Here is an 18,223-nt window from a genome sequence, read left to right on the forward strand (position 1 = left end):
AGCGCCCTGGTCCCCGTTGGCCGGCATCGATCCGGTCCGCCGCCCGGAGAACGGTTGTCGTGTTGCCAGCGGCCTGCGGCGGAACGTGCGCACGACTGCGGCGCCCCCATGCACCGCACAACCCGCACAGCCCGTCTGCGCTCGCCAGCGTCGTCCCGATGGAAGTCACGCGCAGCGAAGGCATGAGATCTCCAACTTCAACTCGTGCGTCGTCTTGAGAGAATGACCCAGCGAGGTCAGCCAGCCTCCTCAGTTGCTTCCCCGTCTCGTGCTCTGGCTTGTACCACGGGGCGCTTCGCCGGTCGGCTCGCTTCTGCGTCGATCTCGCCGCGGATGAAGACGCGGTCGGTGAACTGTCGCACGATGTCACGCTGTTCGTCGTCGTCGAGGTTGGCGGTGAACGGCAGAATCTGTCGAAGCGCGAGGTCGGTTCGTTTCGCGGCCCGGGCTTCGAGGTGGTGCTGCTGTCCGCGTCGCCCGAGGAGGCCGGCGATGCCGAGAGTGCCCAGCGATACGGCGAGGCGAGTCAGGGAGAGCCCTAGGTTCGAGTCGGCGTCGGGCTCGATGCTGAGCAAGTGGTACACGATCACGGCAAGACCCGCGGCTCCCACTAGCGCGGCCGCGATGTCGCAGGTCCAGGCGGCGATCGTCTTGTTGCGGGCGTAACGCCCGTAGTCGGTGGCCACGACGTGCGCCGTCGTCGCGTGTACGACGTTTCGGGCCTGCTCTTCGAGCCCCTTCAGGTTGGTGAGGGTCTGTGCTGCTTCCTGACTCGCGTCGGTGTTGGCTGTGTCCCATTTGGTCAGGAGCTCGGAGAGCTTCTGACTCTGCTCATCACGTACCTCGCTCACAGCGTCTGCGGCTTCGGTCTTGAAGGTGGCGATGGTCTCGGCGATGCGCTGCTTCTCCGTGTCGATGGACTCGCCTAGCGTCTGCTGCTTGCTTTGCAGTGTGTCGAGCTCCGCGGAGGCAGTCGTCGCGCGCGAGCCGAGCACGTCGATTGCCTGTGCGGCCTTGGTCTGAAACGCCTCGGTCGCACTGCTGATCCCCGACAGGTAGCGCGCGATCTTCAAGGGGGGCCAGGACGCGAGAGCATCGAGCACCATGTCCGCGTAAGGGATGATCTGCGACCACTGTTGGCTGCCGTTGTTCACCGACTCGACGTAGGTCGCCAGGTTCGACACGCTCGACCCAAGGCTGTTGAGCATCGTTGGAGTGATCTCGCGCGCATCGCTATCGCTTCGCCGCTTCTCGAGCAGCTCGACAACCATGCCGACGTAAGCCAGCGCGTCCTGCTCGGACGGCGACTCCGGCATCGTGGAAGCGTTTATGTGTCCGCGCACCTGCTCCACGTACTGCCACACCTGACTGCCCTTGAACCGCTCATCCCACAGCATCAGCGCCTCCTTCGCGCTGAGAGTACGGGTCAGCCCCGACTCCGACGGCGTCAACACGGGTGAAAACTCAGGCCAGAGAGCAGTCGACACACCTGACGCCGCTCAGGAGGTGACGTGCGAGTCAGAGACGCGCTCTGGCTTGCTTCTTCATGCGACGGTCGTTCCACAATGCGCGCGCGAACCGCCACCGATCGACGACTGGCCGCGGGCGTCGGACACCGAGCTCGGAGATCGGGCTGTAGTAGTCACGATCGTTGGGGCCGAACGGCACCGAAATACCCTCGCGGTAGGTCACGAAGCTGTAGGGCTGGCAGCCAGGAGCTCGGTGCTGGACGAAGAAGATCGCCGATCCGTCGAACTCATCGCCGTCCGGAGCGATGTCTTCAATCCACTCCCAGGGGATGTGGCCGACTTCGGCCACGGTCGGTGCGGGGTCGTTCGTCTTGGTCAGGGTGCGGTTTCCGTTCGCGTCGTAGTAGCTCTCGGTTCCGTGCACGATGACCTCAACTCCGCCGTGGACGATCTCGATGAGTTCGGGACCGGTGTACATGTGACCGCGCCAGGTCAACTCGTTACTGCCGTCGTAGCCGCGCTTGTAGCGGTCAACGTTCATCACGATGATCTTGCTGTTCAGACCGTCCGTGCGCATTGGCCGGAGGACCTCCCACGCCTTCGCCTCTAGCTCGCGCACGCGCTCACGACGCTGGCGGAATGTAAGCCGCCGGCCCAGAGCGAAGATCGCGATCGTGACGGCCAACGACGCAACGGAGATGACGAGGGCTGCAAGGTCTACCCAGGAGAACGCGGCGGTCATCGCGCCAGACTACGGAACGCGCTCCCCGGAACGGGCAGAGATTCAGTCGACTGCCAGCCCGTTCGCGCTCCAACTCGGAGATCCTGCCGTCTTGGGGCGGGGCGCCGCTGGCACGTGCGATCGTTGGTGCACTCCGTAGGATCGCAAGTGACCGCGCCTGGCCCGGATGGAACCTCAGGGCCTATGACCGAGGCTCGCACGTTAACGAATCACGGAGCCGATAAGGGCCGTTACGTCTGGTTTTTGGTGTTCATACTGGCTCTGTCTTCGAGGATGGCGGTGAGTACGTCGGCCCGGGGGAGCGCGGCCTGCTCGTCGGGGGCAGGCTGTCGTAGGCGTAGCTGGCCATGGCGAGCGGTGCGGGTACGCCGGCGAGGGCGTAGCGGACGAAGGCCTCGTTGCGTCCGGCGACGAGGAGGACGCCTGACGGTGTGGGCGTGGCGGTCGGTTGTTGCGTACGCCATCCTCGAGTACCAGATCGCCTCCCACCTGCACAGCGCATCGGCGCCGCACCCACCAACTTCACCACCCACCTGACCCCGGCAGACTCCGAGCTCGCCCAACAGCTCGTGCGCGACCCCTACGTCTTCGACCATCTCGGCCTGACCGGCCGCGTCCACGAACGCGACATGGCAAGGCCTGATGGACAATCTTCAGGACACGCTGCTTGAGTTCGGGCACGGCATGGCCTTCGTCGGCCGCCAGGTCCGTTTCACCGTCGCAGGTGACGAGCTCGTCATCGACCTGCTGCTCTTCTATGTCGACCAGTTGCGCTACGTGGTCGTCGAGCTCAAGATCGGGCCATTTCGAACCAGGACACGTCGGCCAGCTCGGCGCCTACGTCGTCCTCGTCGACGACCGCCTGGCAGCGCCGTCAAACGCCTTGAGGCCTGGGCTCGCGCTAGAGGAAGCTTCTCCAGAGGGCCGCCACACCCGCGACGAGGGCAGTGCCCAGAGCTGTAGCTAGGGTGGCGACGATGATCTGGCCGACGATGCCGATGGCGCCTGCGGCAGTGCGTTGGGCGCGGTTGCCAGAGCCAACGGCCTCTCGTAGGTTCGCCGGCCACCTCAAGAACGCAGCGATGAGTCCGGTCAAGCCGCGCTCTCGTTGCTCCGCCTCGAGGGCTTCTTGGTGGGCACTGCCGAGCGCGCCTTCGAGAGAGTTGAGGATCATGTCGGGGGTGAGGTCTTCGGGTCTGCGCAGGCTCATTTCCCAGTTGGCGACCGGGTTGACGTGATGGTTGATGACTGCGGCGTTGCGCAGGGTGTAGGTGCCGCCGTAGCGCGAGTAGGCCAGGGCGGCGGGTCCGGCGGCCAGAGCTACCTTGCGGCGCTTGTCCTGGTATTGCGGATGCGGCACGTCAGGCACCAGGATCTTGAACAGGCCGTCGCTTGAGACGCGCGAACTGTTCACGAGATCGATGTACGCGGTGCGGAACGCGAGGAGTAGTTCGGCATCCGCGGTGTATCGCTGACTGGGCTTCACGCAGTTGAGTATCCCGGCGAGGTCCGACACCGTGGACGTCGGATCCCTGTCACGTTCTCCGGGTCCCCGTGCGCGCTCGGCCCATGTGCCCGTGGAGCGGGCGCGTGCGGCTTGACACCGCATCGGTGTACATCCGTCCGGACGCAGTGATGGCCTGGCACCCGGGTGCCAGGCCATGTGCATCCTGTCTGCAGGAGCCCGAGCGTCGTGAGGTGACGCCGTCGGGCCGTCGGAGCTGGGCTCCTAGAGCCAGGCGGCCTGTCCAAGGCGGCTCAGCTCGTCACGAGCCCGTGCTCGCGCTTGGTGTATCTCCTCGGGGTCTGCGAACCCCGCGAACCGTTCTAGGCGAGTGCTGTGGCCGGTGCCGCTTCGCTCGAAGATCACGATCCCGCCGGTGGTGCTGACGCGGACGCGCGTCACCGTCCGCGAGGAGGCGTCAAACTCGCACGCGATCCCGGCGACGCGGCGCGCAGTCACTGCCACGACGGGAGCGGCGGGTGCCCTGGCGGCCAGAGGTGCCTCCACGCGTGGACGGGTCTTTGCTCGGCGGCTGCGCACCACGACGTAGAAGATCGGTGCCGAGACCAGCGCCAAGCCGATGCCGATGACGAGCGCGGCGCCGTCGCCGCCCAGCCCGGCCATGAGCAGCAGGATGGCCAAGAAGGCGAGGGTGCAGGCGATCGTCAGGCCCGCGATCTCGAGGGTGCCCCACCACGATGCGTTCGGCGGGCGCCAGGCGGGCCGCGCAGCCGTCGCGACCGGCCGTGGCGTCGTCGGGATGGGCGGCAGGACGCGGACGTCGACCGGTCGCACTTCGTTCTGGGCGAGGCGTTCGCGTTCGAGGGCGCGGTGGAGTGCACTTCGAGCCGCTCCGTTGACCGGGTCGACGGCTCCGGTCACGTCGTACTCGAACAGCAGCATTCCCATCTGGTCGGCATAGGCGACCGCTTGGGTGGAGTACCCGTTCTGGGAGAAGAAGAATAGGTCGAGGTGCGTGTCGTGCCCGCGCGCTCCGAAGAGCCGCTGCAGGTCGGGTCGGCCGGTTACGTTGGCCTTGAACTTGACCTGCGCCAGGGCACGTGAGGAACGGACATCGATGCCCCCGTCGGCGCCGCGCGGGGTGACCCTCGCGTCCGCGAGGCCGAGTCTGCGCATGTACCGCGCGGCGAGCTCTTCGGCCTCGTCGGGGTCGTTCACCACCCGGCGGGCGTACTGCCATGACGTCATGGGCGGGATCCTACGAGCGGCGATCACCGTGGTGTGCTTGCCGTCCGCACGCATGCCCGGGCGGATCCTCAGGCTCCAGAAATGGGCTCCACCCCGGCGACCGCGATACCCACCGGCCACGCCGTGACGGCGCAGGTGTTCACCGCGAGAGATGGGGCAGGATGGCGCGCATGGCATCGTCGCAGAGCGAACTTGAGCCCGCGGGGTACGCGGAACTCCTGGCCGATCTGAAGGCGCGGGTGCGCGCGACGCAGTTTCGTGCGGCGCGTGCGGCGAACACTGAGGTGCTGCGGCTGTACTGGTCGGTGGGTCGCGACATCCTCGACCGGCAGCGTGCGGCGGGTTGGGGCAGCAAGGTCGTCACGTCGCTGGCCGCGGACCTGCAGCGCGAGTTCCCCGACCAGCGGGGCTGGTCGCGGTCGAACCTGCTCTACATGCGCCGGGCAGCGGAGGCGTGGCCGACGGAGGAGGAGTTCGTCCACCACGTTGGTGGACGATTGCCGTGGCGCCATGTCACGGTCCTGCTCGACCGGCTCAAGACCCGCGAGGAGCGCGACTGGTACGCCGCGAGTGCCGCCGAGTACGGCTGGTCCCGGGCGGTGCTCGAGCACCAGATCAAGGCCGACCTGCGCCGCGCCGTCGGCGCGGCGGCGACCAACTTCACCGATGCGCTCGAAGCGCCGGACTCTGAGCTGGCGCAGCAGCTGGTCAAGGATCCGTACGTGTTCGAGCACTTGGGCCTGGTCGAGCGGATCGCGGAGCGCGATGTCGAACAGGCGCTGATGGACCGCCTGCAGGACACGATGCTCGAGCTCGGGCGCGGGATGGCGTTCGTCGGACGCCAGGTGCGCCTGACCGTCCCGGACGACGCGAGCGACCGGGTGGACGAGTTCTACGTCGACCTGCTCTTCTTCCACGTCGAGCAGCTGCGCTACGTGGTGGTCGAGCTCAAGATCGGGCCGTTCGAGCCGGCCCACGTCGGCCAGCTCGGCACGTACGTCGCGATCGTCGACGACCAGTTCCGTCGGCCTGAGATCCACGCCCCGACGATCGGGATCCTGCTGTGCACGGGCAAGACCGGCCCGACGGTGCGATACGCGCTGGCCGGCACCCGGATGCCGATCGCCGTCGCGGACTACCAGGGCCTGCCCGAGGACGCCCGTGGCGTGCTGCCGAGCGCTGCCGAGCTCGAGGCCGTCATCGAGGACGAGCTCGACCACCACGCCTGAGACTGGGCGCACCCCATTGAGCTGCGCAGACTCCGGGGCACTCGCGCCGCGCCTCCGTTGTATGTAAACGTACGTGCAGTTATTCTCACGTCCCATGACGACGTTCCACGCATTCCTCGGTTGCAGTCTCGACGGGTACATCGCCGGACCGAACGGCGAGCTCGACTGGCTGACGTCCTTCGACAACACGGGCTACGAGGACTTCTTCGGCTCCGTCCAGGCGATGGCGATGGGGCGCGGCACCTACGAGGTGATGCTCGAGTCCGCTCCGGACTACTACCGGGGCATGCCCATCCACGTCCTGTCCTCCACGCTTGCTGCCGGGGCTCGGCCCGAGATGGGTCGCTCGCCCGTACAGGTCCACCGCGACATCCCTTCCTTGCAGGCAAGCCTCGAAGAGGCGGGCATCGAGCGCGTCTACGCCGACGGGGGGCGCGCGGTGCAGGCGTTCCTGGCGGCCGGGCGCCTCGCGGACCTGACGGTGACCCGGGTCCCCGTGCTGCTCGGTGAGGGCATCCCGCTCTTCGGCCCCCTCGCCGGCGCGGTGCAGGCGCAGCTGGTCGCGTCGCACGTGACCGACCAGGGCGCCGTGCAGTCCGTCTATCGTTTCCCCACCCGCTGATGCCTCGGCCCAAGGTCATCAGCGACGAGGCGATCCTTGTCGAGGTCCTTCACCTTGTGCAGAGGATCGGCCCAGAGCGCTTCACGCTCGCAGCAGCCGGGAAGCAGACGGGGTTGTCGCCGTCGACGCTGGTGCAACGGTTCGGGTCGAAGCGGGCGCTCCTGCTCGCCGCCGACCGATGGGCAGTCGAGCGCTGGGTCGGCGGCATGGACGCCGTGCCAGAGACGGGACCGGCTCTGGACCGGCTGATCGCCGGGATGATGTACACGGTGGACCCGGAAACGACGGCCGAGGAGATGGCCAACTCGGTGTCTCTGCTCCAGATCGGCCTGGCGGACAGCGAGTTCCACGCGTCCACGAAGGACGGTGCGGTGCGGCTACGGACCAAGATCCTCGAGCGGCTGCGCGAAGCAGCGGCGAACGCAGAGATCAAGCCCGACGTCGACCTCGACGGCCTGGCCGAACTCATCGAGATCACTTACCACGGGGCGATGATCCGCTGGGCCGTCCACCGCGACGGTCAACTCGTCCGGTCCATGGAGGCAGCGTTCACCCGACTCCTGCGTCCCTATCGAGCCTGAGCGCGGCGCGGGAAACCGCTCAGAGCACCCTGACGCCGTTGACCGCGCGACGCTGAACGAACGGTGCGGCTGGCTGCACTGGATCCGAGATGGTGCCCCAGTGCGGCCGGCGACGGGTGCGATCACCGGTTCACAGGCCGGCAGACACCCTTTGACCTGCACAAACGCTGCGCCGATAACGCACCTTATGTCATATTTGCCCGCCTGATACGCTTTGCGCATCACAGGTTCGCGTTAGCGTCCGTGCCGGCCGCTCGGCGTCCGCGGGCCGCTACCCAACCGCCAAAGCCTTCACCGAGGCGGTCCTCGCACCGTTCGCGCAGCGCTTCAGCGCCGATGCTCCGTTCCGACCGGTTGCCGTACGAGGAGTTCACGCAGACGACGCGACCGACACGGTGGTGGTGCTCTGGGACGGGCGAGGCACCACCACCGCCGGCACGACCTACGAGAACACGTACGCGTGGATCCTGCGGCTGCAGGACGGGCTTGTCATCGACGGGATCGCGTTCTACGACAGCATCGCGTTCGACGAGCTGTGGATGGGAGTCGAGCCGACCGCCTGATCCTCTTCCCGAGCCTGCTGCGGCGTGTCGAGGCGCCGCAGTACACCCTCAGGGTCGTATCGACGCCGTAGCTCCAGCACCCTGTCCCCTGTCGCGCCGGGATACGCCTCCCGGAAGGTGCGCTCGTCGGGTCGGCTCTCGAAGTTCCGGTAGGCACCCGTTCCGAACGGACGCAGAGGCGCTACCGCCTGATCGAGCTCGACCCCTGTCTGCGGCGGGAACACCGAGATCGTGGTCAGCACCTCTTGGCTGCGGTGCGGGAACGCCGTCTCCTCGGAAGTGAGATCGTGCGTCGCTCCGCCCAGCGAGCGAAGCTGGACGAACGGGCGTGCCGGGTCCGCCGCCACAGAGAGCAGCGCGCGAGCACTTTCGGAGGTAAGCGCAGGCAGGAGCATGTTCGTGGTGGTCGCGGGCTGTTGCCCGTAATTCGCATGGGCATGCTCGGTCGACACGAGAGCGGTGTAGGGCGCGAGCTGCGCCTGCATCGCCAGAACCTTTCCACCGAGATCCCCGAGAGGTTCGACGAGCTCGCGGACACGGTCAGGTTCGTCGCTCGCGACGACGGCAGTCAGCTGCAGGACCGCACCGCCGCGCGAGGAACCGAGCAGGCCATTCACCGTGAGATCGCGCGGCGCGCGCTGCATGTACTCAGACCAGCGGCGCAGCACGTCGGCGTCGGCCGCTACGGCGACCTGACCGATCCCGATCATGTCGAGGGGCATCGCCTCGATGTCGAGGTCGGTGACGATGCCGACGCTGTCGCCGGCGCCGCGCACGGCCCACAACAGATCGGGCTCGTGCTCGGCATCCGCACGCACCACCCGTCCGTCGGGCAGCACGACGGTCGCGGCCCGCACATGGTCGACGGTCAGCCCGTACGTGCGGGTCAACCAACCGATCCCGCCCGCCGTCGCGAGGCCGCCGACGCCCACGTTGCCGTGATCGCCGGAACTGATCGCCAGGCCGTCTCGGGCCAACAGCTCCGCAACGCTCCCCCAGCGGGCGCCAGCCTGCAGGCGCACGAGGCCCGAGTCGTGGTCGAGTACCTCGATCGCGTCCATCGCCGAAAGGTCGATGACGATACCGCCGTCGTTCGACGAACGGCCGTGCAGACCATGACCGCCACTGCGCACGGAGACCGGCAGTCCGGTCCCGCCCGCGAAGACCAACGCGTCAGCGACCTCCTCAGGCGTGCGCGGCAGAAGGACCAACCTCGGGTCGTGGACCGTCGTGTACGTCGAGCGCAGCGCTTCCCAACGGCGGTCCCCCGGCTCGACGGCACGGGTGCGCAGGGATGCAGGCAGGTCGAACCGGGTCACGCTCGGCTCCCCTCGGTGCCGGCGTCGACGAGGGCCGTGCCCCGTGCCGAGCGCAACGAGGCGACGCGGTCCCGCACCGCGGGGACGACGACGTCGGAGAACAACCGAAGCTGGTCCGCTGCGTCGGTGATCGGCCAGAACACGAACGTGTCAAAGCCGAGGTCGACAGCCCAGGAGGCGAGGGTCTCGACCCACTCGTCCACCGGCCCGACAAGGCCCTGCCCGCCGCGGAACGGTCCAATCGCGCCGAGCACGTTGTAAATGCGGCGGATGTCCCTTGGGTCACGTCCTGCAGTCGTAGCCGCTTCGTCGATGATCTCCTGCTTCTCAGGAACCTCGTGCGGGGCGACGTAGATGTTCAGGGGGGAGATCCAGCCGTCAGCAACCCGCCCCATGACGCGAAGCATGCGGGGCCGCTGGCCGCCCACCCAGATACCCACGTGTCCCGGGGGAACCGGCCCGGCACGGTACCCGGCGACCTGGTGCTGCTCGGACGAGGCCTGGACCACGCCGCCGTCGAGTGCCCGCCGCATGATGCGCAGGGCCTCCTCAGTGAACGTGATCGTGTCGCCCGCGCTTCGCGGACGTCCGCCCATCGCGGCAACGCCCTGTGCACTCGCACCGCCTCCGACGCCGAGATGGACCCGACCACCGTTCATCACGGCGAGAGACGCAGCCGCCTTCGCAGTAAGGGTCGGCGGACGAAGCTGCAGGTCGAGCACATCGCCCATGACGGCGATGTGATCGGTGTGCGCGACGAGCTGGGTGAGCAGCGTCCAGGCATCAAGGTGCGAGTCCTGGTACGGATGGTCCTGCACGGCGAGCAGGTCGAGACCCGCCGCGTCGGCTTGGCGCGCAAGTCGAAGCGCCTCGGGATAGTCCGAGGCGGAGGGGTCGATGCTGACCCCAAACCGAAGTGTGTGTCCGTAGTCGGTCATGAACCCAGGGTGCGCCGGTGGTGCCGCGTTGCCAAGGGACCCATTAGATACTTACACTATGTAAGTGCCTCGACGCTTGAGCCGCCCTACCCGCGCCACGGAGATCCTCGACGACGAGGCGTGCCGCGCCTTCCAATCGGTCATGGAGATCGTCGGCAAGCGGTGGACGGGCGCAATCATGCTCGCGATCTCCCGCGGCTCGCAGCGCTTCGGCGAGATCCTGCGCGTTGTCGACGGGCTCTCGGACCGTCTGCTGTCCCAGCGGCTCAAGGAGCTTGCAGCCCACGGACTGGTCCTCCGGACCATCGTGCCGACAACACCGGCCTACTCCGAGTACACGCTCACCCCTCTGGGTGAGGAACTCATCCAAGCCATGCAGCCGCTGGTGATGTGGGGCTACCTGCACCCGCTTCCTGAAGCCGGCCCCGCTACCGGACCCTCACACGCGAGTCGACGCCGTCCTAGGGTGACGGGATCGAGTGCTACGCCGGATCGGTAGCGGCGACGCCACCGTCGAGGCATGCAACAACTGACAGCTGATTTCAGAATGCCTGGTGTGTCGGTCCTGTCCGGTTGTGACCGGGGTCGGGCATGATGTCCCTTCGTGATCGAGGATCTGGTCCCTGACGGGCTGTGGGCGCAGGTGGCGCCGTTGCTGCCGGCCCCGGCGCCGCGACCGCGGCTACATCACGGGCGGCACCGGGCCGATGACCGGGCGGCGTTGGCTGGGATCGTGTTCGTCCTGCGCCACGGTGTGGGCTGGGCGCAGGTCCCTCAGTCCGTGCTGGGCGTGTCGGGGGTGACGTGCTGGCGGCGCCTTCGGGAGTGGACCGACGCGGGGGTGTGGCCGGCACTGCACGAGGCGGTGCTGGCCCAGATGCGCCGCCAGGGACTGTTGGACCTGGACGAGATGAGCATCGACGGATCACACGTGCGAGCCCTCAAAGGGGGGGCCATGTCGGCCCGTCACCGGTTGACCGAGGCCGCCCTGGCTCCAAGCACCACCTGATCGTCGACACCAACGGCACCCCTCTACAGGTGTCACTGACCGGCGGGAACCGCCACGACGTCACCGAGCTGCTGCCCCTGGTCGACTCCCTACCCGCGATCCGCGGCACCGTGGGCAGGACCCGACGCAAGCCCCGCAGACTGTACGCCGATCGCGGCTACGACTACGACGTCTACCGCCGCCAGCTACGCGCCCGGGGCATCACCCCCAAGATCGCCCGCCGGGGCACCGCACACGGCTCGGGCCTGGGCACCCGGCGCTGGGTCGTGGAACGCGCCTTCGCCTGGCTCCACCAGTTCAAACGACTCAGGACCCGCTACGAGCGCCACGCCGACCTGCACCGAGGCCTGCTGCATCTCGCCTGCGCCCTCATCTGCTGGCGCAAACTGCCGCAGCAGCCATTCTGAAACGAGTTCTTACGGGGCCCGTCGACGTTTCGGGCGTAGCGGGATCGCTAAACCACCCCGGATCTCACGGAGATTGCGGGTGTGGCCTACGTTCCGTGAGTCGGACTTCTCGATCCTCATGCCGCCTTCCCCTCGCAGGGGACGATGGGAGAGACGTCCTCGGAGTCCTTCCCCTTTGTTCATCACCCCGGCCGGGTGGCCCGGGTCGCCGGTTTTGAGGAACCGGTAGATCTACTGGGCGAGGTAGCACCTAATGCAGCGGCGGATCTCTCGGCTGTTCGACGTTCGCCGCAAGCACGGGGCACGGGGTCATGAGCCATGCCCGTCAAAACACCAAGATGAAGGTGCTCGTTTGAGTCACCTGTCGCTACCGCGGTTGAGCCGGTGACGCACGGCGTTGCCAGATGACACGGGGATGGCGTTCCCCCCGCTGCCAGGGAGACGGACTCGGCTGGAGCGGGCTCCGCAGTGACGCGACCGCGTGGTCAGGCAGACCGCAATGGTGGGCCCGACGCCGGCTTTCTCCAGCAGGAGCGCCGCCAGGCTCACCGGGCGAGACTCTCATCCAGGTGGTGTTGGCCCGGAGCTATCCATCGAGCCTGCCCTACGCCCTGCACGCCCGGTAGGGCGTAGGGCGGCAGCCACAAGGGCTCGGTCCTCACGGAGCCACCGCCCCAACCGCACGACCGGAGAACACTCCCGTCCGGTCTCCTCCTACGGCGAACTCGACAACCCAACGTGATGGCCGTCACGCCGACACCGCACAACCGTCTGGACACCCGACGGCGTGGGCATCTCGCGGAAGGAACCGGCATGGACCTGACACGCTCTACAACGATCCTGCTCCCGACAATATGGGGGTTCGCGACCCTCACGACGACGCGGCATCGTGCGCTCCCTTGGGCGGCGACCGCGCGTGTCGACACCGTGCTGGCACCTGTGCTCACACCCTGCGAGCTTGAACGGCTGCACGACCGTCTGGACGCCCGCCCCCACCCCACCCGACGCGCACGTCCTCGCCTCGGCCTTCTTGCCCGCAACGAGCGGCACGCTGTTCGTCACGCGATCGACGTGCGGACGACCAAGGTCCTCCGCGGCGATCAGGGCAGCGTCGACCAGTCGCCGCTGGTGCACATCCTGCAGGCGATGGTCGTGGTCGAGAACACGACGCTCACCGTCACGGGTGAAGCGCTCGCCCGCGAGCTCTTGTGGGGCGGTCTCCACGCCCTGCGAGACGCCGCTCCAGACCGCACACTCGCGGCGGCGGCCACGCTGCGGACGATCGCGGCGACGGCGTGCACCGACTTTCACACCTCTGTGGACGACTCGTGAGCTTCTCCTGGTTCGAGGGACTTGTCCGTTCTCATCCCGTAGATCACCCTCGGGGTCCCGACACCACAGGACTACGGCCGCGTCTGGAGAGCTGCGGGGAGAAGCGGACCACAGGAGGCGGATACGCATGAGCGACTTCGTACGTGCGATCGGGGCATACGTGAATCGGGTGGAACGGGCGAACTGGCGACGGGCGACACCGTTCAGCCAGGCGGTCCTCGACGGGATCGTGCCGTTGTGCCACGCCTACGCGGCAGGGCTGGGTGCCAGGGCCCTCTACCTCACGGCGTCCGATGTCGCGGCCGATCTCCGCTCCCGCACGCTCCTCCAGGGGCCGCGCGGACGAGCGGCAGCGGCGCTCGTCGACGACCTCGATCTCGCCCTCGCCGCCTGGCTCCCCGACCCTGACCGGGGAGTGCGTGACCCCTACCTGGCGGCCGCCTTCCGGCTCTGCGAGCCGACCGACACGCTAGACCACGAGCCGACACGGGCACAGGTGCCGGCGTGATCGCGCGCCCCAGCTCCGCGCAGAGGGAGAGTGATAGCTCCTGCACGGTGCTTCTCACCCCGGCGGAGGTCGCCGCCCGGTTCCGCGTCGACCCGAAGACCGTCACTCGATGGGCCCAAGCCGGCAAGATCCAGTCAGTCCTGACGTTGGGCGGCCACCACCGGTTCTTCGCCGACGCCATCGAGCAGCTCCTCGACGAGTCGACGAAACCACGAACGGCGGACTGACCGGTGGCGACAAGCCGACCAACGCGGAGCGGCGGAACCGACACGTGGATCGCGATCGCAGTAGGCATCATCGGCCTTTGCTGCGTGGCCTCAGGGATGCTCCTGGCTTCGGCTGCCTGACGGATCCGCGGCGCTGCGGCCGCAGGACCGACCACACCGCTGCTCGCGCCATCACATGGACAGGAGCGCACGATGACCCACCCGACTCTCTGGGACCGGCTCGAGGAGCTGGGCGCGAGCACCCCGTCAACGCAGCACCGCCGTCCTCGCCCGCCGTCGGTGCGGCCGGCGACTCGCCGTGGCTCGGGTCGCGGCGCGGTCTCGACGGTCGTCGGCGTCGTCGGGGAGCTGCTCATCACGCTCGGCATCCTGCTGGGGCTGTACGTGGTGTGGCAGCTGTGGTGGACGGACGTGCAGGCCGACCGCGTGCAGGCGCAGGTCCTGGAGGAGATGGACGCGCCCACCCCCGACGCCGGGGACGTCGCGACGGCCGTGCGCCGGGACGAGCCGCCGGTCATGGAGGCGCCGGCGCTGGGCGAGGTGTGGGGCACGCTCTACGTGCCGCGGTGGGACGGCAAGATGATGCCGATCGCGGAGGGCACGGACAAGCGGTCGATCCTCGACAAGGCGATGGCCGGGCACTACCCGGAGACGGTCATGCCGGGCGCGGTCGGCAACTTCTCGGTCGCGGGGCACCGGCAGACGTACGGCAAGATCTTCCACGACGTGGAGGAGCTCGAGATCGGCGACCCGATCGTCGTCGAGGCCGGCGGGGTCTGGTACGTGTACCGCGTGGACCACATGCAGGCCGTGAAGCCCGACCAGGTCGAAGCCATCGCGCCTGTGCCGTGGCAGCCCGGCGTCGAGCCGACGGAGCGGTACCTGACCCTGACCACGTGCCACCCGATCGGGCTGAACTCGCTCGTGGCGCGGTTCATCGTCAACGCCAAGCTGGACTACTGGATGCCCGTCGAGGACGGCACGCCGCCGGACCTCGTCGGCCAGGCCGCGCCGGCTGCCGAAGGGAGCGCGTGATGTACGGGGCGCTGTGGCGCGTGCTGCCCGGGCCCGCGTGGGGCCGGGTGCTGATCCTGCTCGTCCTCGCGGCCGCCGTCGTGCTCGCGTGCTTCGAGTGGCTGTTCCCGCTCGTGTCCGAGTACATGCCGTTCAACGACCCCAACATCCAGACCGACACTGCCCGCGCGCACAACCAGGCCACTGCGCCCCAGGATCCCGCCCCATCACGGTTCCTGTAGCGCAGCCTTTCGCTGGAAGTCGGAGATCTCCACGCCGAGAAGGGCGTCCCCACTGCAGGGCGCTGCGGGAAGCGGGTCGTCCACGACGACGTCATAGCCCTCCTCGTGGAGGACACGACGAACCTGCTCGAGGTTGGCCTCGGGAAGCACCAACCAGTCGGGGTCCTGCAGCGGCGCGCACACGATCGCGCTGTCTGCGTCAAGAGTCGTACGCAGCTCCTGGAGCCACTCCACACGCACAAGACCGTCACGACCACCACTCGCCGTACCACGGTCTGGGTCCCACGCGCTTGCCCCCGAAGGCGCGACGAGCACTGCCGTCCCCGCCACCCAGATCACGACGCTCTCGCGCGCCATCACCAGCTCCCTCACAGTCCACAGTCGTCTCCACGTCGCTATGCACCCCATGCATCCCCATGCGCAAGACACTGCCCAGCCATCTCGCCTGAGACTCGACGTGTGATCGTGCCGCATCCCGCGGCTCCTTCTCGGCGAGCCTTTGCACGTCCACCATTGCGACGAGCCCTCCTCCAGCGCCCTGAACTGGAGCGACATCGATCAAGACCTCCCCCGCATCACCCTCCCCGTGGTTGTGAATCACCCTGTCGATCACCACCTCGATCGACGACACGATGCCCGCCGCGTCGCATCTAGGTGGGTGAAGTCACACACCACCTGCTTCGCCGAGGCGGCACAACGCAGCCACGACGAGCATCTGAGGACGGGGCACCAAGGATGGATCTCAGGACTGCAGACGAGCACACGACGAGCCAGCGCGGGTATGCGCCGCGCCACCTCGACACGAGCGATGCCGACACGGTTCTGTGCGAGCGTGCGCGCAGAGGGGACCAGGAGGCGGTCGCGGAGCTCTGGCGCAGGCACTATCCATACGCCCTGGTAGTCGCCCGCCGCTTCACCTCCTCGCGATGGGAGGCAGACGACCTCGCGGCAGAAGCTTTCACCCGCATTCTCGCCCTCTTCCAGCGCGGCCAGGGGCCCGTCGAGTACGCACGGACATACATCGCCCGGGCCGTACGCAACGAAGCCACCGACCGCTCGCGGCGCAAGTCGCTCCCGACCGTGGAGATCGACGAGGTGCTAGACGTTCCGTCGGCGTACGACCTCGGTGCGCACGCGACGAGCTCGGTAGAGCTCGACGAAGCCGTCCAGGGCATGTCCGGCTGCTCGGAACGTCAGCGCTACGTCCTCTGGCAGGTCGCCATGGCGGGCAGGACCGTGGCCGATCTCGCGGCTGAGCTCGACACCACTCCGAACTCGGTCTCCGTGCTACTCGTCCGTGCTCGCGCGACCGTACGTCGCACGATGAATGCAAACCGAGAGGCACGTCGCGCGGCCTCGCAGTTGAGGGCTACGGGTACGCCCGACATCTGACCCCAGGACACACTTCAGGCTCCGCGCACAACCGTCATCATCGGATGCTCCGCCGCACAAGCCCGGCGCGCACGACATCGAGCAGGTCGCCCGCGGTGTAGAGAGCCCGATCGTCGCTGGCCCACACGGTGCGTAACACGCCCCGTCGACTCAGATTGACCAGACTGTCCTCGTCGACGCCGAACAGGAGTGACGCGGTGCACGGCGTCAGCAACCCACCGCCCCACTCTGGGGGACCATCACCAACAGCCGAACGCGGCACTACGTCACCACCTACGAGACGAGTGCTGCCGGGCGGTCCGCCACCGGTTCGGTGACAGCTCTGCGCGTTGCGAGCATCCCCCGCAGCGCGTTCACCGTACGCTCGGCTGCCCGGCCGTCTCCGAACGGGTTCTCCGCGCGAGCCATGCGGGCGTGGAACTGCTCGTTCGTGAGCAGCTCACGCAGCGTGCGCACGATGCGGTTCTGATCAGTACCAACAAGGACGGCGCCGCCGGCCTGGACGACCTCGGGCCGCTCCGTCGTGTCCCTCGTGACGATCACTGGCACGTCGACCGCCGGCGCCTCCTCCTGGATGCCACCCGAGTCCGTGACCACGACGGTCGAACGCGCAAGCAGATGACAGAACGGCGCGTAGTCCATGGGCTCGGTCAGGTGGACGTTCGGCACCTCGGACAAGATCGGGACGACGACGTCTCGCACGAGCGGGTTGCGATGCATCGGGAAGACCACGAGAACGTCCGGGTAGAGGTTGGCGACGCGGACCAACGCCCCCGCGACCTCCCCGATCCCCGCACCCCACGACTCACGACGATGCGCAGTGACGAGCACAATACGGCGCCCCTGGGACACGGCCACATCGATCACCGGGTCGCCCGTCGAGCCCTGCCGCTCGACCGTACGCAGCAGGGCGTCGATCACGGTGTTGCCCGTGACGACGACGTTCTCGCGCGGAACGTTCTCGACGTAGAGGTTGTGGGCCGCAGCCTCGGTCGGGGCGCAGTGCAGTGCCGTGACCGACCCCACGAACTTTCGGTTTCCCTCTTCAGGGAACGGCGAGTACACGTCACCCGTCCGCAGGCCGGCCTCGACGTGCACGACCGGGATCTGACGGTGGTACGCGGCGAGCGCCCCCGCGAAGGCGGTGCTCGTATCCCCCTGCACCACGACCGCGTCGACCGGGTGACGGTCCAGGTAAGCACCGAAACCCTGGAGAGCGCCCGCCACGACGTCGTCAAGCGACTGGCCGTGCCGCAAGAGCCCCAGATCGCGGTCCGGAACGATCCCAAACAGGTCGTTCACCTGGTCGAGCATCTCGCGATGCTGACCCGACGTGACCACGACGGGCGTCAGATCGCGAGACTCCCGCAACGCCGCCACCACGGGCGCCATCTTCACCGCCTCGGGCCTCGTCCCGTAGAGCACGGCGATCCTGCGCCGGCTGCCATCAGTGCTCATCGTCTTGCTCCTCGTCATCGTCCCGGAACGCCCCGTGCAGCGGGACAGACGAGAACGACCGAGCGCAATGACGGGGGGATCCGTGCCGATACAGGCCGGGCTCGGTCGATGGGCTCACCCTGCGGTTCACACCGTCAGACACACTCCCGCCCACCGTCTACCACAGAGCAAGCCCAACCCGGTCACGGCACACACGCGCCCACAGACCGGCACACGGAAAGGGAAAAGACATGACCTTTACCCCCCCCGCAGATAGGGGACTGAGAACAAGGGCGCGCAACTCCCTAGGACGCGCCACCCGCGCCACCGCCGTAATCGGCCTGTGCGCAGGACTCACCCTCAGCAGCGCCACGCTCGCGAACGCGGCCCCGGCCACCGGCGAGGGAACCCAGTCCAACCTGCTCTACTCCGTGGACGGCGGGACCACCTGGACCGACACCGTCACCGCCGAGCGTGGT

Annotated in this window: 22 protein-coding genes; 14 read left to right on the top strand and 8 right to left on the bottom strand. The window is 67.9% G+C overall.

All coding sequences use genetic code 11. The annotated features are described in order from the left end of the window. Positions 1–236: 236 nt before the first annotated feature. A complete protein-coding gene (locus tag JN535_RS19090) occupies positions 237–1,454 on the bottom strand; it encodes a hypothetical protein (RefSeq protein WP_205207385.1) in 1,218 nt (405 codons plus the stop codon). A 64-nt stretch (positions 1,455–1,518) separates the two neighbouring features. Further along, positions 1,519–2,211 carry a hypothetical protein gene (locus JN535_RS19095; RefSeq protein WP_205207386.1) on the bottom strand — a complete coding sequence of 231 codons (693 nt, stop codon included), beginning with the start codon at positions 2,209–2,211 and terminating at the stop codon, positions 1,519–1,521. Positions 2,212–2,895: 684 nt separating this feature from the next. On the opposite strand from JN535_RS19095, the gene JN535_RS21030 reads away from it, so the two are divergent. Next, positions 2,896–3,174 (top strand): PDDEXK nuclease domain-containing protein, encoded by a 279-nt coding sequence (locus JN535_RS21030; RefSeq protein ID WP_240201472.1) that lies wholly within the window; start codon positions 2,896–2,898, stop codon positions 3,172–3,174. On the opposite strand, the gene JN535_RS19105 is transcribed toward JN535_RS21030, so the two are convergent. Further along, a complete protein-coding gene (locus tag JN535_RS19105) occupies positions 3,113–3,697 on the bottom strand; it encodes a hypothetical protein (protein ID WP_205207387.1) in 585 nt (194 codons plus the stop codon). The genes JN535_RS21030 and JN535_RS19105 overlap by 62 nt on opposite strands. A 243-nt stretch (positions 3,698–3,940) precedes the next feature. Further along, complete coding sequence (locus tag JN535_RS19110; protein WP_205207388.1) at positions 3,941–4,924, bottom strand: restriction endonuclease; 984 nt, start codon at positions 4,922–4,924, stop codon at positions 3,941–3,943. Positions 4,925–5,094: 170 nt separating this feature from the next. Here JN535_RS19110 and JN535_RS19115 point away from each other — a divergent pair, with 170 nt between their 5' ends. The 4 genes from JN535_RS19115 to JN535_RS19130 all read left to right on the top strand — a co-directional run bounded on the left by JN535_RS19115 (position 5,095) and on the right by JN535_RS19130 (position 7,919). Beyond that, a complete protein-coding gene (locus JN535_RS19115; RefSeq protein WP_205207389.1) occupies positions 5,095–6,153 on the top strand; it encodes a PDDEXK nuclease domain-containing protein in 1,059 nt (352 codons plus the stop codon). 94 nt (positions 6,154–6,247) lie between these two features. Next, on the top strand, positions 6,248–6,775 hold the full coding sequence (locus JN535_RS19120; RefSeq protein WP_205207390.1) for a dihydrofolate reductase family protein: 528 nt from the start codon (positions 6,248–6,250) through the stop codon (positions 6,773–6,775). Beyond that, a complete protein-coding gene (locus tag JN535_RS19125; protein ID WP_205207391.1) occupies positions 6,775–7,356 on the top strand; it encodes a TetR/AcrR family transcriptional regulator in 582 nt (193 codons plus the stop codon). Before JN535_RS19120 ends, JN535_RS19125 begins: the two co-directional genes overlap by 1 nt. A 398-nt stretch (positions 7,357–7,754) precedes the next feature. Further along, on the top strand, positions 7,755–7,919 hold the full coding sequence (locus tag JN535_RS19130) for a hypothetical protein (protein WP_205207392.1): 165 nt from the start codon (positions 7,755–7,757) through the stop codon (positions 7,917–7,919). Here the strand turns inward: JN535_RS19130 and JN535_RS19135 are convergent. Together JN535_RS19135 and JN535_RS19140 are read right to left on the bottom strand one after the other, a co-directional pair. Beyond that, positions 7,865–9,238 carry an FAD-binding oxidoreductase gene (locus JN535_RS19135; RefSeq protein ID WP_205207393.1) on the bottom strand — a complete coding sequence of 458 codons (1,374 nt, stop codon included), beginning with the start codon at positions 9,236–9,238 and terminating at the stop codon, positions 7,865–7,867. The genes JN535_RS19130 and JN535_RS19135 overlap by 55 nt on opposite strands. Then, a complete protein-coding gene (locus JN535_RS19140) occupies positions 9,235–10,176 on the bottom strand; it encodes an LLM class flavin-dependent oxidoreductase (protein ID WP_205207394.1) in 942 nt (313 codons plus the stop codon). The genes JN535_RS19135 and JN535_RS19140 overlap by 4 nt, the downstream gene beginning before the upstream one ends. A 64-nt stretch (positions 10,177–10,240) precedes the next feature. Between JN535_RS19140 and JN535_RS19145 the strand changes: the two genes are divergently transcribed. The 7 genes from JN535_RS19145 to JN535_RS19175 all read left to right on the top strand — a co-directional run bounded on the left by JN535_RS19145 (position 10,241) and on the right by JN535_RS19175 (position 14,915). Then, positions 10,241–10,675 carry a winged helix-turn-helix transcriptional regulator gene (locus tag JN535_RS19145; RefSeq protein WP_307868997.1) on the top strand — a complete coding sequence of 145 codons (435 nt, stop codon included), beginning with the start codon at positions 10,241–10,243 and terminating at the stop codon, positions 10,673–10,675. A gap of 105 nt (positions 10,676–10,780) precedes the next feature. Beyond that, positions 10,781–11,592, top strand: a protein-coding gene (locus JN535_RS19150; RefSeq protein ID WP_205207395.1) for an IS5 family transposase whose coding sequence is annotated in 2 segments (ribosomal slippage) — positions 10,781–11,129 and positions 11,129–11,592 — 813 coding nt in all. Because the reading frame shifts where the segments join, the coding sequence is not laid out codon by codon here. A 741-nt stretch (positions 11,593–12,333) separates the two neighbouring features. Then, positions 12,334–12,924, top strand: coding sequence for a hypothetical protein (locus JN535_RS19155; protein WP_205207396.1), 591 nt, complete (start codon positions 12,334–12,336; stop codon positions 12,922–12,924). 127 nt (positions 12,925–13,051) lie between these two features. Then, positions 13,052–13,432, top strand: coding sequence for a hypothetical protein (locus JN535_RS19160; RefSeq protein WP_205207397.1), 381 nt, complete (start codon positions 13,052–13,054; stop codon positions 13,430–13,432). Then, on the top strand, positions 13,429–13,659 hold the full coding sequence (locus tag JN535_RS19165) for a BldC family transcriptional regulator (protein ID WP_374100527.1): 231 nt from the start codon (positions 13,429–13,431) through the stop codon (positions 13,657–13,659). Before JN535_RS19160 ends, JN535_RS19165 begins: the two co-directional genes overlap by 4 nt. Positions 13,660–13,851: 192 nt before the next feature. Next, a complete protein-coding gene (locus JN535_RS19170; protein WP_205207398.1) occupies positions 13,852–14,694 on the top strand; it encodes a class E sortase in 843 nt (280 codons plus the stop codon). Further along, entirely contained in the window at positions 14,694–14,915 is a 222-nt protein-coding gene (locus tag JN535_RS19175) for a hypothetical protein (RefSeq protein WP_205207399.1), read from the top strand. Before JN535_RS19170 ends, JN535_RS19175 begins: the two co-directional genes overlap by 1 nt. Here JN535_RS19175 and JN535_RS19180 read toward each other — a convergent pair. Then, positions 14,901–15,287, bottom strand: a complete 387-nt coding sequence (locus JN535_RS19180) for a hypothetical protein (RefSeq protein ID WP_205207400.1) — start codon at positions 15,285–15,287, stop codon at positions 14,901–14,903. The genes JN535_RS19175 and JN535_RS19180 overlap by 15 nt on opposite strands. Before the next feature lie 363 nt (positions 15,288–15,650). Here JN535_RS19180 and JN535_RS19185 point away from each other — a divergent pair, with 363 nt between their 5' ends. Continuing rightward, positions 15,651–16,307, top strand: coding sequence for an RNA polymerase sigma factor (locus tag JN535_RS19185; protein WP_205207401.1), 657 nt, complete (start codon positions 15,651–15,653; stop codon positions 16,305–16,307). Positions 16,308–16,580: 273 nt separating this feature from the next. Here JN535_RS19185 and wecB read toward each other — a convergent pair whose 3' ends face one another. Beyond that, positions 16,581–17,783: a non-hydrolyzing UDP-N-acetylglucosamine 2-epimerase gene (gene wecB / locus JN535_RS19190; protein ID WP_240201460.1), complete on the bottom strand. Its 1,203-nt coding sequence runs from the start codon at positions 17,781–17,783 to the stop codon at positions 16,581–16,583. Between the two features lie 212 nt (positions 17,784–17,995). Between wecB and JN535_RS19195 the strand changes: the two genes are divergently transcribed. Then, a partial coding sequence (locus tag JN535_RS19195) for a hypothetical protein (protein WP_205207402.1) occupies positions 17,996–18,223 on the top strand: 228 nt, incomplete at its 3' end.

The sequence above is a fragment of the Cellulosimicrobium cellulans genome, assembly GCF_016921195.1.
In the GTDB taxonomy this organism is placed as follows: domain Bacteria; phylum Actinomycetota; class Actinomycetes; order Actinomycetales; family Cellulomonadaceae; genus Cellulosimicrobium; species Cellulosimicrobium cellulans_F.